This is a genomic window from Terriglobus albidus (assembly GCF_008000815.1).
Classification (GTDB): Bacteria; Acidobacteriota; Terriglobia; order Terriglobales; family Acidobacteriaceae; genus Terriglobus; species Terriglobus albidus_A.
Window position 1 is genome coordinate 3434814 of the sequence record NZ_CP042806.1, and the last position, 18875, is coordinate 3453688.

10 protein-coding genes are annotated in these 18875 nt (G+C 54.4%); 5 read left to right on the forward strand and 5 right to left on the reverse strand.

Annotated features, from left to right (window positions below):
* Positions 1-59 precede the first annotated feature (59 nt).
* Positions 60-1511: an alpha-L-fucosidase gene (locus FTW19_RS13540; protein ID WP_147648129.1), complete on the forward strand. Its 1452-nt coding sequence runs from the start codon at positions 60-62 to the stop codon at positions 1509-1511.
* 44 nt (positions 1512-1555) lie between these two features.
* Here the strand turns inward: FTW19_RS13540 and FTW19_RS13545 are convergent, their stop codons facing one another.
* A complete protein-coding gene (locus FTW19_RS13545; RefSeq protein WP_187142974.1) occupies positions 1556-5077 on the reverse strand; it encodes a two-component regulator propeller domain-containing protein in 3522 nt (1173 codons plus the stop codon).
* A gap of 1460 nt (positions 5078-6537) precedes the next feature.
* Between FTW19_RS13545 and FTW19_RS13550 the strand changes: the two genes are divergently transcribed.
* Complete coding sequence (locus FTW19_RS13550; RefSeq protein ID WP_147648131.1) at positions 6538-7323, forward strand: 3-hydroxybutyrate dehydrogenase; 786 nt, start codon at positions 6538-6540, stop codon at positions 7321-7323.
* 163 nt (positions 7324-7486) lie between these two features.
* Here FTW19_RS13550 and FTW19_RS13555 read toward each other — a convergent pair whose 3' ends face one another.
* Together FTW19_RS13555 and FTW19_RS13560 are read right to left on the reverse strand one after the other, a co-directional pair.
* Positions 7487-7948: a DUF3237 domain-containing protein gene (locus FTW19_RS13555; protein WP_147648132.1), complete on the reverse strand. Its 462-nt coding sequence runs from the start codon at positions 7946-7948 to the stop codon at positions 7487-7489.
* A 225-nt stretch (positions 7949-8173) separates the two neighbouring features.
* A complete protein-coding gene (locus FTW19_RS13560) occupies positions 8174-9088 on the reverse strand; it encodes a LysR family transcriptional regulator (RefSeq protein WP_147648133.1) in 915 nt (304 codons plus the stop codon).
* 434 nt (positions 9089-9522) lie between these two features.
* On the opposite strand from FTW19_RS13560, the gene FTW19_RS13565 reads away from it, so the two are divergent.
* On the forward strand, positions 9523-11157 hold the full coding sequence (locus FTW19_RS13565) for a DUF1593 domain-containing protein (RefSeq protein WP_147648134.1): 1635 nt from the start codon (positions 9523-9525) through the stop codon (positions 11155-11157).
* Between the two features lie 214 nt (positions 11158-11371).
* On the opposite strand, the gene FTW19_RS13570 is transcribed toward FTW19_RS13565, so the two are convergent.
* A complete protein-coding gene (locus FTW19_RS13570; RefSeq protein ID WP_147648135.1) occupies positions 11372-11977 on the reverse strand; it encodes a hypothetical protein in 606 nt (201 codons plus the stop codon).
* Between the two features lie 33 nt (positions 11978-12010).
* On the reverse strand, positions 12011-13075 hold the full coding sequence (locus tag FTW19_RS13575; RefSeq protein WP_246153290.1) for an aldose epimerase family protein: 1065 nt from the start codon (positions 13073-13075) through the stop codon (positions 12011-12013).
* Positions 13076-13518: 443 nt separating this feature from the next.
* Here FTW19_RS13575 and FTW19_RS13580 point away from each other — a divergent pair, with 443 nt between their 5' ends.
* Positions 13519-16995: a TonB-dependent receptor gene (locus FTW19_RS13580; RefSeq protein WP_147648136.1), complete on the forward strand. Its 3477-nt coding sequence runs from the start codon at positions 13519-13521 to the stop codon at positions 16993-16995.
* Between the two features lie 171 nt (positions 16996-17166).
* Positions 17167-18870: a carboxylesterase/lipase family protein gene (locus tag FTW19_RS13585; RefSeq protein WP_222705458.1), complete on the forward strand. Its 1704-nt coding sequence runs from the start codon at positions 17167-17169 to the stop codon at positions 18868-18870.
* The last annotated feature ends 5 nt before the right edge of the window (positions 18871-18875 follow it).

Sequence of the window (18875 nt, forward strand, 5' to 3'; positions counted from 1 at the left end):
AGCAATGGCCAACTGGGAATGTAAGAATCATGGCGGTTCCTGATACTAAGGTGGGATAGATGCAGACAAGACGGGAGATCTGTAAATGGATGGCGGGCGCGGCGTCACTTGCTTTGCCCTCAACGGGGGCACTGGCGCTTACCGAAGGTGCGGCTAAGCCTGTAGTGAGACGGGGTGAGCCGCTGGTCGATCTCCAGCAGCGGTTCATTGATCTGCGCTTTGGGATGTTTGTCCATTTCAATATGGCGACGTTCCAGGACCGTGAGTGGGGCGATCCGGATTCACCAGCCACGTTGTTCCATCCGACGGCGCTGGATACGGATCAATGGGCTGAAGCTGCGAAGTCCGCCAACATGACATGGGGATGCCTCACCACGAGGCATCACGACGGCTTCTGCCTCTGGCCAACGAAGACGCGAGGTGCGAGCGTTGCCCAAACGACGCACAAGATCGACATCGTACGGCGGTATGTCGATTCGTTCCGTAAGGCCGGCCTGCGTGTGGCCCTGTATTACTCGATCCTGTCGTTACGGGACGACATTCGGCACTTCAACATTACGCCGGACAAGATCCAACTGGTGAAAGATCAGCTTACGGAGCTTTTCAGCAATTATGGCGAGATCGATGCGCTGATCATCGATGGATGGAATGCGCCCTGGAGCCGGATTGCGTATGAGGAGATGCCGTTTCCGGAGATCTATGGGCATATCAAGTCGATGCAGCCAAACTGCCTGGTATCGGATCTGAATGCGAGTCAGTTTCCTTCCGGCGGTTTGTACTATTCGGATTTGAAGGCGTTTGAGCAGAACGCAGGGCAGAAGGTTCCTCAGGAGAGTGACCTGCCGGCATTTTCATGCGTAACGATTACGCCCGGCTGGTTCTGGAAACAGGCCGATGTTCAGGCGCCTCTGAAAGCGACAGAGACCGTGGTGAACGAGTGGCTGATACCGCTCAATAACCGGCACTGCAATCTGATTCTGAATGCGCCGCCAGACCGTAGTGGTCAGCTTGCGCCGAATGTCGTGGCCCGGCTCAAGGAGATTGGGCAGGCATGGAAGCACTCGGGACCGATGCAGAAAGTGCACGAACATATCGTGATTACGACACCGAATCTGGCGGCGGCAAAGCCGATTCATGCGAGTTCGTATCCGGATACGGTGGGACCGGACCTGGCGAATGACGGCAACTATCACTCGAGCTGGAATGTAGGAGAAGGGAATCGCTCTGGATGGCTTGAGGTGAACTTTGGCAGGCGCGAGAGCTTCAACGTACTGTCACTGGTTGAGCCGGTGGGACAGCGGGATGGCTACAGCGAGAGTCGCATTGCAAGCTACAAATTCGAAGCATGGAATGGCTCGGGTTGGTCAACAATCGTTGAGAGTAAGGATCGGAATGCTGTGAGAGTCCACCGCATTTCACACGTGATCGCTTCGCGCGTGCGGGTCTCGATCGAGGGAAGCCACGATGATTTTCATGTTGTGGATCTGGGAATCTATAACGAGCCATCGTAGCCGCAAACCCACATTTGCATCGTCCTGCGAGGTGGGCCTGCGCCTCAGTCACTCGCTATCGTTGGCTGTGGCGCGCTTAAAAGAAGACTGAACTTAGCTCCAAAGTCTGGGTTGTTTTCCGCTCGAAGCTGTCCGTCATGAGCTTCTAAGATCGAACGTGAGATGGCAAGCCCGATGCCCATCCCGTTTTTCTTTGTGGTGACGAACGCATCGAAGATATTGTCCAAACTATCTAGCGGCAAGCCGCATCCGTTGTCGATAAATTCTGTGAGTACCCGCCGGTCCGTCGTCTGTCGGATACGAATGCGTAGAAAAGGCGGTCTATCGCTGCCTTGCATTGCGTCAATTGCATTTCCAACCAGATTCATAATGACCTGTTGGATTTGGAAACGATCCACGAGGACCATGAGGACCGGCTCTTGATAGTCGTACTCGATGGGGATGGACCGGCGATTTACATCCTCTTTGATGAGGCCTACAGCCTCTCGAACGAGATCCACCATATTGCAGGGAGCTTTCAGTGCGGGTTGCCTCTTGAACAACGATCGAATATTGCGCATGACCGCATCGGCCGATCGCGCATCCCGCACGACGCGCCCGGCAGACGTGACTGCCTGCTCGATGTTTGGAACAGCGAGCCCCAGCCAACGGGAACATGCCTGCGCGTTTGCAAGTATGGACGTCAGTGGTTGATTAATCTCGTGCGCGATGGATGCGGAGATCTCTGCGCCCATCGACGTCCTCGACGTTTGTGACATGTTTGTGCGAAGTTCCTGAAGTTTTTCTTCCGCACGTTTGCGGTCCTCGATGTCGGTTAGAATTCCGTACCACTTGAGAATCGTTCCATGGTGGTCGCGTAACGGCAAGGCACGAACGAGAAACCAGCGATATACCCCGTGTGAGTTGCAATGGCGTGCTTCATTTTCAAAGGGAGCGCCGGTTTCCAGCGATGCTCGCCATTTGGTCAAATGTGCTTCAAGATCGTCAGGGTGCACGGCAAGTTCCCGGCCAAATCCCAGGATAGATTTTTCGGTGGATCCGGTGAATTCCAGCCACCGCCCACTGACGAATTCATGCGATCCATCGGGCCCGACAGTGAATGCCATTGCCGGAATCGTTTCCACAACCTCACGCAGATGCTTTTCTTCCTGTCGCAGTTGCCGAATACGCAATCGATAAATTCCCGCCAGGAACGCCGCGAAAACCGAGATGCAGAGCGTACGAAACCACCAGGTCGCCCACCAGGGAGGCAGGATCTGGATCGTTAATACAAGCCCCGGCTCACTCCAGGGCCCTCGGCTCGTTGCTCCCTGCACGTGGAAGGTATATGTGGCAGGCGGAAGGGTCGTATACGTCACATATCGTTGGTTGCTTCCCACCTCGTGCCATTGGTGGTCTAAACCGTCGAGCTTGTACCGGTAGCGGTTCGTCGCTGAGTTGATATAGCTGAGGGCGGCGAACTCCAGGGAAAAGACATTCTGGTCATGGGAGAGAGTAAGTGAACTGGTATAGGCGATGGATTTGCTGAGAAGGGAATCAGGTCCAGTCGTCACGGGGCGATCGAACAGTCTGAAATTGGTGAGGACCACGGGGGGAGTGTAGGTGTAGTCCACGACCTGGTCTGGATGAAAGGCAACGGCTCCGCTGAATCCCCCAAAAAACATCTCGCCGCCTGGACTCTTGAAGCATGCACCCCAACCGGTCAAGTCAGGGCCGGGAAGTCCGTCGGCTGCGGAGTAGTTCTTGAATGTTTCTTTTGAGGGATCGAGTACTGACAATCCGTTGTTGGTGCTCATCCATAAATTGCCGCGACGATCCTCAAGGATGCAGCTCACGACATTTCCAGAGAGCCCATCTTGCTCATAGTAGGACCGAAACTGCCGTGTCTTGGCGTCAAATTTGTCGAGCCCGTCCTGAGTCCCAACCCACAGCGTTCCTGAGTGATCAAAATAGACGGAGTTTACCCGGTTATTGCTCAGGCTCGTTGGATCCTTGGTGTCGTGCTCGTAGATTTCGGTAAAGCGCTTGGTGGATGGATCAAAACGCTGCAAACCGCCGACATTAGAACCCAGCCAAAGGTCGCCTTTCCTGTCTTCGGCGATTGCGAAATAATTGAGTCCGCGGGTATTTGGAGTCGGCTTGTAGGTCGTGAAGTTCTGACTGGAGGCATTGAAACCACAAAGGCCGTCCCAGGTCGCGGCCCAAAGCTTTCCGGTGTGATCAATAAGCAATCGATCAGTGACACCGCTGCATAAGCTTGTGGGGTCCGCCGGATTGTGAGCGTAACCCTTAAGAGTGCCGGTTCTCCGGTCGTATCGCAGCAATCCCGGACCCGCGTTTCCAAGCCAAAGGATGTCCTGGCCGCCTTCGATGATCGAGAGCACTTCAGATCCACCGGCGGGGTGGAATAAAGAGCACCGGCCGGACTTGCGGTCAATGCGCTTCAAGCGCTGATCGACGCCGGCCCACAAAACGTTATTTCGATCTTCATAGATCGTGCTGATCAAGCTCGGATTCAGGCAGTCAGGATTATCAGATTCGTGAGAAAGGTTCTCAAACGACAGTGGCTTGGTGGCGAAATAGCTCGGTTCTACTTCGTGCATGCCAGTCCAAATGTTGCCCTCACGGTCCTGGAACAAGGCCATTACCCGATTACCGGCGAGGCTGTTGGAATCGTTAGGCTGGTGGCTGTAGCCGATGAAGCGTCGATGCTCCCGATCAAATTTCAACAAACCGGCGCCGGTACCGAACCACATTGTCCCCTGCTGATCTTCCAGCATGGTATATGCCTGGATGGTTCGATTCCTTAGACCACTCGTCCAGTCGAGTTTGTAACGAATAAGCGTATTCGCAATGCGATCAAAGGTAGCGATTCGTCCATCGGACCCGTAGATGATCCATAAAACGCCCGAGCGATCCTCGTGAAACCAAAGCCCCACCCCGGATTCGCCTAAATTAATCTGACGTCTAACTTTTCCGGTGTTCCGGTCAAATTCATTCAGGGCCTGGCTCGTCGAAACCCAGAATGCTCCTGTACTGTCTTCTGCCGTGGCCTGGATGTCGTTATCGCCAAGACTTGAAGGATCATTGGGGTCGTGACGGAAGCGTTTCACGTCACCGGTGGTCGGGTTGAATTGAAATAGTCCATTGCGGGTTGACAGCCACAACATCCCGGAATGGTCTTGGCTGATGTGGGTGACAGGAGCTATTTCTCCGGCCGCCCTATTTGGATCGATTCGGTAATGAGTAAATGTCTCAGAAACCGGATCGAATTTATCCAAAAACCCCTCGCATCCAATCCAGAGCGATCCGGAACGGTCTTTGAAAAGGGCCGAAATTAACATCCCGCTCAGACTGTTGGTTTGCCCAGGCTCATGTTTGAACACCTTGAATTTGTAGCCGTCGTACCGGTTCAATCCGTATTGCGAACCAAACCATATGAACCCCTGATCATCTTGTACGATCTGGGATACTCTCTTCTGCGACAGTCCCTCTTCTGTGGAAAGTCGCCTGAAATAGATATCCTTTCCATCGACCACGGGCAACGTGATCGTACGCGGATTCACATGCGCTTGCTGCGCGGTATCCGTGTTAACGATCCGATCGGCGGAGTGCCCCGCAGGTGTTTGAGCTATTGCGAACCGGAGTGGACATAAGAGCGGGAGAAGGACGCAGAAGGCACCCCAGCGCATCAGAGCCGCCGGCTTGAGTGACCCTCGATAAACAAAAGAAGTCGCAGCCTTTATCATTTTCGTCTGGGAATCCAGGGGTACCGTTTGTTGAAAATCATACCCCCGGAAAACAGGCAGGAGCGTTCTGATGACGACGTGTGGAATGGACAGACAAGGTATGTGGACGATCGCACGCGGGCTGCATCATCTACCTAGCGTCCTTCCTCGCAAGGTCGGGGCCTCACCGCTGATAGTCTTGCCCTGGAGGCACCGGGTCGTACTGAAATTGGCTTCCTACCGGACGAATGATAGACCTCTTTCTATCTCTGGGACTTGGTCGTTCCACCACAAATGAGCAGCGTGAGTCGTTTGAAGCGGACCATCTTTTCCCATCGGCGAAGGTGACGGTTAAGAAATCGATCCAGCGGACATACTCGATACGCCAAGTTCCGGTGACAGCTCCACTGGTGCGAGTCTCAACAGCGTTACGGATGCGCATATACTGCTCAGGACCAGGCGTACCTTGGGCAGAATTATTGCACGCGTTATCCGGATCGTCGTCATGGGCAAGTGTCTTTCTGCACGGTATGCGGCCGAGATAAGAAGAGGGATTCACTCGAGGTCCATAAATTTCGCATCCACCGAGCGATAGTATCGAGTGAGATTGATCTGAATATTGGTGTTTTCTGGATTGATTCGGAAAGCCATCGCCCCGAATGGGCAATGTTTACTTTTGGGGATCTCAGGAAGAAGGTCCGATTCTTGAGAGGCCGGTGTTTGCGGTACAAAACACTACCATAAGCGAAAAAAATAAGACCTTCAGCATCAAAAACTCGTTAGAGGGTCGATGTCTATAGTGTATTCGTGGCTTGAGTAATCTGCGAGGTCCATCGCGCCGGTACTTGGAAGCTTTGAGCAACAGCATCCCTCCTCACAAGCCGGTAGCTCGTCTAAGGACCATTGCGCGTTGAATTCGTCCTGCGTCATTCGGGCACGTCCTGATCCTCCGGCATATACCAAGGGACAGTTTTGTGCTGGAACAGCCCAGGATGCTTTTGGATGGCCTCACACAGTACCATGTGGGCTATTTCGATGGAATCTTTCACGTCTTTCTCCCAATCGCTCTTTGACCCAATGAGTGTCAGGAACGGTCTTCTTTGCCGTACGGATGGCGAGCACCAGACTAGCGGCGACAACCAGGGAAGAGCCCGGCCGTTCGAAGTCAACTCGCCGGTTCTGACCGCATACCTTCATGGGATCATCGTGGGCGAATAAAAAACGAAATTGATCCACATCGCTGCTTGTAAATCTATTGCCATAAGTGAGTTAAACTTCCTTGCAATCACGGAGGCGGAATGCGTCTGAAGGGGAAGGTTGCGCTTGTTACAGGCGGAGCATCGGGAATCGGCTATGCCATTGCCGAGCGGTTTGCGATAGAAGGTGCCAATGTTGCCATAGCGGACGTAGATGGCGAAAGCGCGGAGGCGGCAGCAGAGCGTCTTCAGAAGATTGCGCTAGCGAACATCTCAGGTATCGCCATGGATGTAACGAAGGAAGATCAGGTCGAGAGTGGTGTAAGGGATGTTCTTCAGCGGTATGGCGGTCTGGATGTTCTTTGCAGCAATGCGGGAGTCCAACATATCGCGGGTGTCCATGAGCTGACGTACAGCGACTGGAAGAAGGTCACATCAACCCATCTGGACGGAGCGTTTCTGACGACGCGAGCGTGTCTTCGCCATATGTATCGGTCTGGGCGGGGCGGAACGATTCTCTACATGGGCTCTGTTCATTCGAAGATTGCCTCTGTGTTGAAGGCGCCTTATGTTGCGGCGAAGCATGGAATTGTTGGACTTTGTCGCACGGTCGCCAAGGAGGGAGCACAATACGGCGTGCGGGCGAATGTGATCTGTCCGGGGTTCGTCCGTACTGCTCTGGTCGAGAAACAGATACCGGAGCAGGCCGAACTCCTCGGCATCACTGCGGAAGAAGTCGTTCAGAAGGTCATGCTGAAGGATGCCGTAGATGGCCAGTTCACGACGACCGATGAAATTGCGGAGGCGGCCGTGTTTCTCGCTCAGCAGAGGACGCTGGCGCTGACGGGGCAGTCGATCATCGTCAGCCATGGGTGGGTAATGGAGTAGTCGTGTGAGCGCCGCTGCCAGAAGTGGCTTCCAATTTCTGGCGCTCCGCGCAATGAAGTTCACGCATAAGCGGATGGAGGCCTTTGCACACATGGCGAAGCGATCGAACCGGTCGGCTTCGCCAAATCGGTCATGAGTGAGAGAACCGCGCTTGTTCTCGCGATCAAAGGATTTCGAATACCCGGTAGCTGACGCCATTGGGTTGTCGTTCGCCAATGCTAACAGCCACAATTTTGTTGAGCCATGCGTATTTCAGTGCGGAAGTTTCGAAAAACGGAGCTGTGCGTAGATAGTATTCAGAAGCTGCAATGTTCTCCCCACGGGCAATTTTTGCGCTAACTTCGACCGAAGCGTGTCGCACGCCACGGTAAGTCATGACAATAATAGCTTCGTCATCTGTCTTCAGAACTAAACGAGCGTCCTGCTGAGAGGACCCATCGGCTCGAACCAGCAAGAGGTCAGAGCTGGCCTGGGGCAACACGACTCCTTTGAGACGGTCTCCTTCGAAGTGCCCACCGGATACCGTGAATACCCTGCGCTGTCCGGCAGGCGTATTGCCAACTTCCATCACTGGATCCAGAGTCATGCTGATCGTAAACAAAGGGCGCGATTGCAATTCTTGCATCGAATTTCTCCGTTCCTGTGTGTCTTTTGATGGCACGCGAATGCGATCTTCTCCCACACTGGCGAGATTAGGTCATCCTGTGTTATTCGTCCAATGCATTGATTGTATGAACAATATGCAGGATATGAATGATTGTCCGCAGCGAACTTCGCCGCCGTTGAACGCTGTTGCGTGAATGTCGACACGGGATGTCAGCTATCAAATCGTAGAGGTGCAGACGATTTTCTAGATGTCGCGAGTGACTCGAACGATAAGATTCTTCATCCATATCGACGCCGGGTCTTGTTCCGTTCGCAAAGCGGAAAAGAGTTGTTCCCGATATTTTCCCGGATTGATCGGCGGGGGTGTCATCGACAACGAAAGGGGACTCATCCAAATTGTTACAAAACGCTTTGGCACGACGGCTACTAGATCTGTCTGGCTTACCGCTTGCAGCGCTTGTAGATAGTTTGGGACGCGCAAGGCAATTCTTCTCGTTTGTCCTTCCTGCCGAAGCCAAACATCCACTGGGTCCTCAGAGGCTCCGTAACCGACAACGGCAACGTGCTTCGCAGTAAGGAAGCTGTCCAGGCGGCTGAGGTGACGGGGTAGGGATCGACCTGCTCGGAAAACCACGACCTCGGTGTCCGTGAACAAGGACCTCCGATAGAACCCGGGCAGATCAATGTCGGCACATGAAATCAAAAAGTCAAGAGTTTGATATCGCTCCGGGGCCAGCATGACAGGGCTTTGCCATGCCACAAGGGACAGTGTGATTCCGGGTGCCTCCGCGTTCAAACGCTCGACAAGTGGAGGAAGAACCAAATGTGCAACATGATCCTGCATCTGGATTGAAAAAGTTCGATCACTGCTTTCCGGCGAAAATGGCCTGGCATTCAGGGTATTCTGCAGCTGATGTAACAAATCGGGAAGTGAATCGCGCAACTGGGCAGCTCGTGGTGTCAACTGCATTCGGGAACCGATGCGGACGAGCAGCGGATCCGATAGCAAATGCCGCAAGCGGTTGAGTGCGTGACTGGTTGCCGGTTGGGATAGGCCGGCTTTTCGAGCAGCTCGTCCCACATGGGCCTCGGTGAGGAGCGCATCGAGAACGACCAACAAATTGAGGTCAAAGCCTGCTAGATTCATCATGCGAATCATTGTCGCAGCCTTTAGTTCCCAAACATTTCGACCGACCCTGCTCGCGGCGACGACGGATCCGGATCGCGCTGCCGCCAAGCGTCGCCGGAACGAGCGAAGACACTTTCAACTTTCGCCCAATAAAAGCGAAACGTTTCGTTGATCATAAATATGCGGTATCTCAATTAATCGTGAGATCTTGCGTCTCGCGTGTTGTCTGTTTACTATTGCATATTTATGCGGCAATGAAATTAATTCGTTGACAGGGAAATCTCGGATTCATATGCTGGCTCCTGTTTCATTCAGGAGGAGTCATATTGAAAGCAACTGCTGTAGTCGCTCTCTGCGAGTCTCCTTCTGACGGTCGGTGCTGGACTCCGATCTGCGTGCTTTGGGATAAACCAAAGCGACCTGAGCAAACATCGGATCAAACGAATATCGAAGATCGAGGGATTATGAAGAATAAAAAGTTCTACCTGATGTTGTTGCTGGGCTCCCTGGGAGTAGTGGACGCGTTGGCGCAACGACCGTCTATCTCCGCGAACAAGCCTCGCGTCGTCATCACCGCCGACCCTGAGCTGGATGACAACGACACGCTGATTCGCGCGATCTTATATACAACTGACTTCAATGTGGAAGGGCTGGTCTACCAGGAGTCGACCTTTCACTGGAAGGGTGATGGCAAAGGGACAACGCAATTCCGTCCTGCATGGGGAGCAGCCCGCGCGAAGACATGTCCAGAGGGCTGCACTACGTACAGATGGCCCTTCCCGGAGAAGGAGGCGTTCATCGACCATATCGTTGATGCGTATGCCAAGGTCTACAAGAACCTGAAGGTCCATAATCCGGAGTATCCGGATCCGGCGTTGCTGAAGTCCAAGATCAAGTGGGGCAACGTTGAGTTTGAGGGCGACTTCTCAAGGGACACAGATGGCTCGAATCTGATCAAGTCTCTTCTCATGGATGACAAACCGGGTCCGCTGTACGTTACGGCGCAGGGCGGACAGAGCACGATCGCACGCGCCCTGCGCTCGATCTATATGGAATGCCACGATAAGCCACAGTGGCAAAGCGTCAAGGAAAAGATATCGCGCAAGCTGGTGATTATTCCGTTCGGTGACCAGGACGGGACATATAACAGCTACATCAAGCCGAACTGGCCGGATGTAGCCGAGTGGTCGCTGGCGATGGTTGAATACGGCTATGGCATTCGCGGTTCGCTCTCCCCGGAGAACATGGTCTATATCAGCGGTCCATGGACAAGAGAGAATGTTCTCAATCAAGGACCTTTAGGGGCGTTGTATCGTGTGTGGCAGGATGGTGTCGTGATGGATCCGACCGACACCTTTGGATTCACAGTAGACAAATTGCGTGAAATGGGACGCCAGGCTCAAGAGAAGGACTCGTTCATCAGCGAGGGAGATACTCCGACATTCCTCAATCTCCTCAACAATGGTCTGCGAGCGCAGAATGGGCGTTGGGGCGGTTGGGGAGGAATCTGGCGAGACGGCGCCGGACCGATGCTGAATATCATTCCGATTCAAGGGCCGTTGCCTCCGGATGACGCGGGCTTTGCACCCGGACTCGCGGCGCAGGGTCAGAAGAATCCCAACGTACCCGATATTGCCAATGCCCCAGCACCACAGGCTCGACCGCAAGGGATGAGGCGGTCGCCGCTGCCTCCTGAGGTCCTGGCATTGAATAATAGATTCTTTGCTGCCTCACAGAATGACTTCGCGGCTCGTCTGAAGTGGTCCGTCACGCCCAATTTCAAGGATGCCAATCACGAACCCAAAGTGACCGTGAAGGGCCCGCTCGATCTAACTGCCAAAGCGGGAAGCACCGTGGCCCTTCAAGGCGCCGCATCGGACCCTGATCACAATAGCGTCAAGGTGAAGTGGTGGCAGTACAAGGATGCGGGTTCCTATGGAGGCAGTGTCCGGATTGACAGCCCGGAGGCGCTCAAAACCAACATCGTCATTCCCGCGGACGCGAAGGTTGGCGATACGATCCACCTGATTCTGGAAGGAACTGACAGCGGCACGCCCGCCCTAACGCAGTACCAGCGTGTTGTAATTACCGTGCAATAGGGGCTCTGGCTCGTCTCTTCACGCGGTAAATTAAGCACGGCTTCTATCCGGTGTGGAGTCTGCCGCTGCGGTTGCGACAGCGGCAGAGAGAAACAGTAGAACCCGACCAAGCGATGAAGACTGGTCGCCGAAGTGACGTGTCATCACTTCGGCTTGTTAAATCGCGCAGGGAGAACCCCCTTCAATTTCTCCCTGTACTCTGATCCCGCCAAACTCAGGCGGCTGATATCGGACAGGCCGTGGTTGTCGACTGAATCGTGTTTGACCTTCTAGCGATGAAGAAAGATGCATCCTTGAGTTCCGTTTCGCCGAAAGTGATCCGGACTCTGTCGGCAGTCGTGAGTAGAGAACTAGCCTTACTGAATCTCAATCGAAGATTTACCTGCTCACCTGCAGCAATTTGGGTTGCCGAACCAGGATCCTCAGTTGAGGAATAGAGCGCATAAAGACCCTTGGAGTTCGTGACATCATCTTTCGGACCAACGATCTGGGCCTCCACGTACATTATTCTGCGATTGTGAGTCCCACCTCGATGAGTCGTTCTTTGGTCTATCGAGATCGGAAAGCTGTAAGCTTCATTGCCATGGTTAACCATCGACAACTCGACAATTGCATCGCCTCCGGCTTCCAACCTGCAAGACTTGTTGATGACTCGGAATGGCAGTTCATAGTCGAAGGATGGAGTAGACGATCCCATTGTCCCGCCCGGAACACCGAGACTACTAAGCCCTGCAACAGGCTTCGTGAGATCTAGTTCTTTCACCTCTGTTGCCTGGCCAACCAACAGAAACGTCATACTTGCAGCAAAGAACAGCTTCATCACAACTCCTAGTTGCAGGTTGTTACCTCCCAATCAATGCTTCGTATCAACTGTCGGGATATAAACGGTCTGAGAGCGGAATATCTGCCCTGGTCGCAGCGTAGTCGTTGGGAAGTTCGTCCGGTTTGGAGAATCGGGAAAATGTTGTGTCTCCAGGCAGAACGCCGCTATGCCAGCTCGTTGGGCTCCTGCTGGCGGAGTAGGGAAGCGCGGGACGTAAAACTGCAAGCCGGGCTGGTCCGTAATCACCTGTAATGTTCGCCCGCTTTTCTGATCTCTGACTTCAGCATTCGGCGAGCTGCGACGATGGCTGTTTAGAGCGAAGTTCTGGTCGTAGCCAAGCTCAGGAATTTTGTCCGCGATTGGATGAGGGGTCGTAAAGTCGAAGGCCGTATCGTGCACGCTCTCGATTTGGCCCGTCGGAATGCTGGTTGCGTCTGTCGGCGTGTAGTGGGCCGCATCGATCCATGCAATGTCTTCGAAGACGGGCTCCTGGCCCGACATCGACAGGTTGAAATACGCGTGGTTGGTCAGGTTGACCACAGTGGTGCGGTCTGTGGTTGCGCGGTACTGTATCACGAGTGCCGGGTTATGGCGATACCTGACCAACGTGAAGGTCACTTGAACAGAGAGACTGCCGGGGAACCCCATATCGCCATCGGGTGACACCAGAGACATCTCCACACCGTCTTTGACAATGCGGGGACTCCAGACCTTCTTATTGAATCCGACAGTCCCGCCGTGGAGTGCGTTGCCATTGTTATTGATGGGGATGGTGTACTCCATTCCATCGAGGGAGAAGCGGCCATGTGCGATTCGATTCGCAAATCTTCCGACAGTCGCCCCCATGACCGAGTTACGCGGCTCAAGATAGGGTTCGAGGTTCGGAAAGCCAAGAACGATGTTTCCGGTCCGACCACTGCGATCGGGTGCGCGTATCGCCACAATGCGCGCACCATAATTGGAAGTCTGAACGGTTAGCGATCCATCGCGCAACGTAAAGAGTTCGACGGGTTGCCCGTCTGGCAGATGCCCCCAGTTCTCGCTCGATACGACAACTTCTCCGGTCAAACGAGCGGTACAGAAGAGGAGTGACAAGATGACTACGATAAGAGATCGAGAAATCCGGTAATAGCGAGGAATGGCAGCCTCCACACATGCGTATCAGTGGTTTTGCGATCCTGCCTAGCTTATCTCTGAATCGAGATGTTTGAAGTTGTCATTGGCGGATAAAGAATAACGGCCACAAAAATATTCGGAGTAGAGGTGCGCCGGATATCAAAAATGCAGTGCCGCCAATCCTCAAGTAGCATCACTCACTCCTTGCCGTCTGTGTCGATGCGCTACTCCCTATCGTCGATCAACCTACTGAAACAAAAAGGCCTTACAGGTAAAAGACCGGAAAAACACCTAAACAGCGCCAGATTGTGGTGCTTACTCTCGTCCGGCTTTACAAACCGCTCTCTTCGCTGCGGTGAAGGCTTTGTGTATGCAATCGCAAAGCCTGCGGGGTAGAGGTGCGGAAACTTGGAGGCCCAACAATGCAAAACCGTACATGGCAAAAAAACTGGCGGCCCACCGCTGATCGTGCTTCGTTTCTCGTCACTACATTTTTTCTGGTCTTTCTGAGCCTGCTCTCGCCCGCTTGCTTCGGCCAGGCAAGCTCCAGTTCTGACATCTCCGGCAAAGTCACCGATCCCACCGGCGCCGCGATCGCCGGCGCGACCATTCACCTCATCAACAACGGCACCGGCGCAGAGCGTACGGCCACCTCCAACGATCAAGGAGACTGGTCCATTCCGAACGTTCCACCCACAAACTACAAACTGCGGGTCGAAAAACAAGGCTTCAAGGCTGCGCAGGTTCCGTCGATTGACGTTGAGATCGGCAAAACAGCGAATGGTTCCGTCGTTCTCAACGTTGGTGAAGTTACAGAGACGGTTGAGGTCAACACCTTACCTCCCCAGCTTCAAACGCAGGAGGCCACGGTCGGTCAGGTCATCGACACCAAGCAGATCAATGACCTGCCGCTGAATGGCCGTAACGTCCTTCAGCTGGCTACGCTCGCTCCCGGTGTCTCTCCGCCGCAGGCTGGTCAGACCGGTAGCCCCGGACAGTTCGGAACGCGTCAGCTCTACATCACCGTCGACGGAGGCCGGGGATCGTCTACGAACTACGTGCTGGATGGTACATACGTGCGCTCGGTCCGCTTCAACAATATGTCCCTTCAGCCAAACACCGATACATTGCAGGAGTTCAATCTCCTGCGTTCGACCTTCTCGACAGAGTACGGTCAGGGACAGGCCGTGGTATCGATGGTGACGAAATCCGGAACAAACCGGATTCACGGCTCGGGCTATGAGTTCGCGCGCAATGCAGTCTTCGATGCGCGAAACTATTTTGCTCCCGCCTACAGCACGATCGGCGGCGCGCAGGTCTTCAACCCGAAGCCGGACTTCTATCGTCACCAGTTCGGAGGAACAGTTGGCTTCCCAGTCATTAAGGACCACGTCTTCATGTTTGGGGGATACGAAGGGCAGCGGTCACAACGGGGAACCTTGCTGACAGCCTTATTTCCCACGCAGAACGAACTGAACGGTACATGGGATGCGACCAGCAGCCAGGCTTTGCCAGGACCGAGCGGCCCCGGTGGGTTCGGCTACAGCAAGACTAATCCTGCTGGATTGACGGTAACGAACAAAGTGGCTCAGGTCCTGAATCCCACCTATCCTGTGGTCACTTCGGATGCAGTATCGATTTTGGGAACGGCCAACTATCAGAGGACGGCGCCTTTTCAGGATAACTACGATCAGTACACCATTCGTGGTGACTGGACAATGAGCCACAATAGCTCCCTTTTTGGGCGCTATGTGAACTTCGATTCGTTTCAGGCAAATCCTCAGGTGATCGGATCAACGCAGACAAACCCGCTCATCGGCCGCAACGCGGTGTTGGGTAATACCTACCTCATCAATTCCAATATCGTGAATGAGGCTCGTATCGGTTGGAACGAGTTCTACAACATTGGGCTGGGGGTCCTCGCCATTCCAGGAACGAACTGGGCGGCCGCGGAAGGGCTCAACAATATCACTGCTCTTACCAGCGCGCGGCAGAACGGCCGTGCCGCGTTCACCATCCAGAACTTCACCAGTGCCGCCGATTTCGGTCCGAATGCCGCCGGCGATCAAGGTGGTCACGAGAACGTCATCAGCATTGGAGACTCGGTCTCAGATGTGATTGGCAAACATACCTTGAAGGCAGGTTTCCAATACCAAAACCGGCGCTTGTGGCAGATTGCAGACAACGGCTCCCGGGGTGCCGCAACCTTTGACAACTGTACCTCGGCGACCTACGCGGCCGGCTACATCCCCACCAGTCCGGATGATCCCAACAATGTGACCGCCACCGGTAACTGCCCCATAGGCCAGAAAGGGTACCAGCTCAATGGAACCTATTACTTCTACAACAAGTTCCAGAACTATGCCCGAGGGATGTGCACCTCAGGCTGCAACGGCAATGCAGGGAATTCGCTGGGTCACTATCGCGACAACACCTACGGTGCGTTTTTCAACGATATCTGGCAAATCGGTCACGGTCTAACCCTGAATGCTGGGATGCGCTGGGAGTACAACTCTCCGTGGGTGGAACAAAACGGGCTGGAGGGAACACTTGATCCGGGAAGCGGTCTGATCACCTTCGTCAAGATTCCTACTGTCATTCCTGCTGCCTACACGAAATATATCGATTTCAGCCGCACCTACTCGCCTGGCATCGTGCAGCCTAAGCGCCTTGGTTTCATGCCGCGTATGGGCGTCGCCTGGGAAGCGCGGTCTGGCACGGTGATTCGAGCAGGCTTCGGTATCTACTTCGAGAACCTGAACACAAACGAACTGCAGTTCACTCGCTATGCAGCTCCACTCTATTTCCAGCAATCATTCACCAACGTATTCACGAACGGGCTCTACCCCGACCCCACAACAAACACCCAGATTCCGTCGCCGTTTTCCATCCGTCCGGAAAACAGCCGTCCTCTAACGCAGGAGTGGAATCTGAGCCTGCAGCAAGATCTCGGACAGGGTCTTGTACTGGAAATGGCTTACACGGGGAGCAATACCCACCACTCATGGAAGCGGTATGACCAGAACATGTACATCCAGTACCCGTTCCAGATTCCAACAACGTTTGTACGGCCATATCCGCAGTTTGGAAATGGCGTACTGACGAGCAGCACCTTTGGGTCCGCAAGCTTCAACGGCGGCTCCATCAAAATCGAGAAGCGGGCAAGAAACGGTTTCTATTACCTGGGTAGTTATCAATGGTCGAAAAATCTCGACAACTTCTCGGGGGAGGCGGGTGCGAACGACTCCTCTTATGCCACCACTATGGCTTTTGATCGGTCGTATTCAAACTTCGACACTCGTAGCCGGGCGGTGATCTCAGGTGGCTATGAGCTTCCGTTCGGTAAAGGAAAATCGTTGTTGCAGGGACCGATCGGAACAGTGCTTCTCGGTGGATGGAGTCTGCAACCCGCCGTCCAGCTACGCTCGGGATATCCGTTCAACATCGCCGGTTCGGGATGCACGTTTGCGTCGTACAACGGCTGCCGTGTCTTCCTCGCCCCCGGGCGGACTGTCGCGAGCTCCTATAAGAGCGATCGGAGTATCAGCAACTGGTTTGACCCTACTGCCTTCTCGCAGGATCCCGCTGTTGCAACCTTCAGCGGCACTCCTGGTGCGTACGTCTCTCAACCTCGTCCAAGACCAAACCTACAAGGCTGGGTGACGCGTAATGCGGGCCGTGGTCCGGGAACAACGTCGTTCGACCTCTCGGCAATCAAGAACTTCAAGATCCGTGAGCGGCTCACTACGCAATTCCGTGCCGAAGCGTACAACATCCTCAACCACGGCATCTTCTCCAATCCGTCAGGAGCCATTGGGACACCCACTTCGGTTGGGAAGATCACAGGAACATCGATGGACAACCGGAGTATCCAACTCGCAGTCAAGGTTCTCTGGTAAACCTTACCTGCGCGAGCCCCAGCGATGCCTCGACCGTCGCTGGGGCACTCTTTTCTTGCCGTAAGTCGTTGCAACGAAAAACTCTTTACAGGTAATTGACGGCAAAAGACCTTTGACGGCGATGCAGCAATGGATAGTCTCGGCAGACCTGCATCTTTAGAAAGGCTAATCGTGTCAGACCACCACGTCTTTAACTCCGGGAACGTTACCCGTCGCAACTTCCTTATCGGTAGCTCGGCATTCACGCTCGGAGTCTTCGAGCCGTTGAGCATGGGGCAGGGCTCATCAACCTCTTTTATAGAGGTCGAGACCAGTTATGGAAAGCTCCGTGGTGTTCAAGGGAATGGTCTGGCGACCTTCAAGGGAATTCCCTATGCAGGCTCTGTTGCGGGGAAGAACCGGTTCAAAGCTGCGCCGCCCCTGGCGCCCTGGCAAGGCGTTCGGGATGCCTTGGAATTCGGTGCTCCATCACTGCAGCCTGGAAATGGCAGGCCGGGCGAGCCTCCTTCCGCTGAGGATTGTCTCTTCCTGAATGTGTGGACGCCGGCGGTCGACGGAAAGAAGCGGCCAGTCATGTTCTACAGCCACGGCGGAGGATTTACGGTAGGCTCCGGCGGAGCAAGATATCAGGATGGAGGCAATCTCGCTCGTACGTGGGATGTTGTGGTGGTCGAAACCAACCATCGGCTCGGTCTCATGGGATTTCTCTACCTCGGGGACCTCGGCGGCGAGGAATATGACACTTCTGGCAATCAGGGAATCCTGGATATCAGGGATGGCCTGAAATGGGTGCATAACAACATCTCCCGCTTCGGGGGGGACCCGAATAACGTCATGATCTTTGGAGAGAGCGGCGGTGGTGGCAAAACCTCCTGCCTCTATGCCATGCCCTCGGCGGCTCCGTACTTCAACAAAGCATCCATCGAAAGCGGTCCTGGGATTCGTATCTATCCCAAGGAGTCAGCAATCGAGACGACCTCGATGGTTTTGAAGCAGCTCGGCCTTGAGAGATCGCAGTGGCGCCAGCTCCTGGAGGTGCCCGCTGACAAGCTTTTGAATGTGCAGGTGGAACTTGGCAAGAGCCGGTCCGGTCCGCTCACACAGATCGGCGGCCGCAAGGGCATGACCGGCAATCCCGCTCCTGGCGGATTCGGCCCCGTTCTGGACGGCAAAATTCTGCCGAACCATCCCTTCGATCCTGGAGCTCCGGCGATATCGAGACAGAAGCCCCTGATTGTGGGTTACAACCGCGATGAGATGAATTTCTTTTTCGCGCAGAATCACGCGACTGATATCTATTCTCTGACGGATGACACCCTGAAGGAACGGCTTGAGAAGGAACTAGGTGCGGATGCCGCGGCGGTACTGGAGGCGTATCGGAAGAGCAGACCCGAGGCGTCGCCGACAGATCTTTATGTCGCGATTGCGACCGCCAGGTTTGCCGGCATCGGCGAGACGACGATGGCCGAACGCAAGTTCGCACAGCACGGCGCTCCGGTCTACGTGTATATCTTCACGCACGAGTCGGATCGACTGATTCCGGGAACGCAGCACAAGATGGGAGCCGCCCATGCCGCTGAGATTGTGTACAAGTTCAATAACGTGCAGCCGGCGAGTGAGGCTCCTTCCGAACAGATGCGGGCTACCGGTACGATGGCGGACTCTCGCCCCGCCAGCATTCAGGCTGCGCGCAATATGAGTGAATTTTGGAGCACGTTTGCGCGTACCGGCCGCCCTGCGGCGAAGGGACGACCCGAGTGGCCCGCGTATTCCACCACAAGAAGAGCGACCATGTTGATCGATACAGAATGCAAAGTTGTCGATGATCCGTTCAGCCTGGAAAGACAGGTATGGGAACGGATAGAGAAGTCTTGAAATCT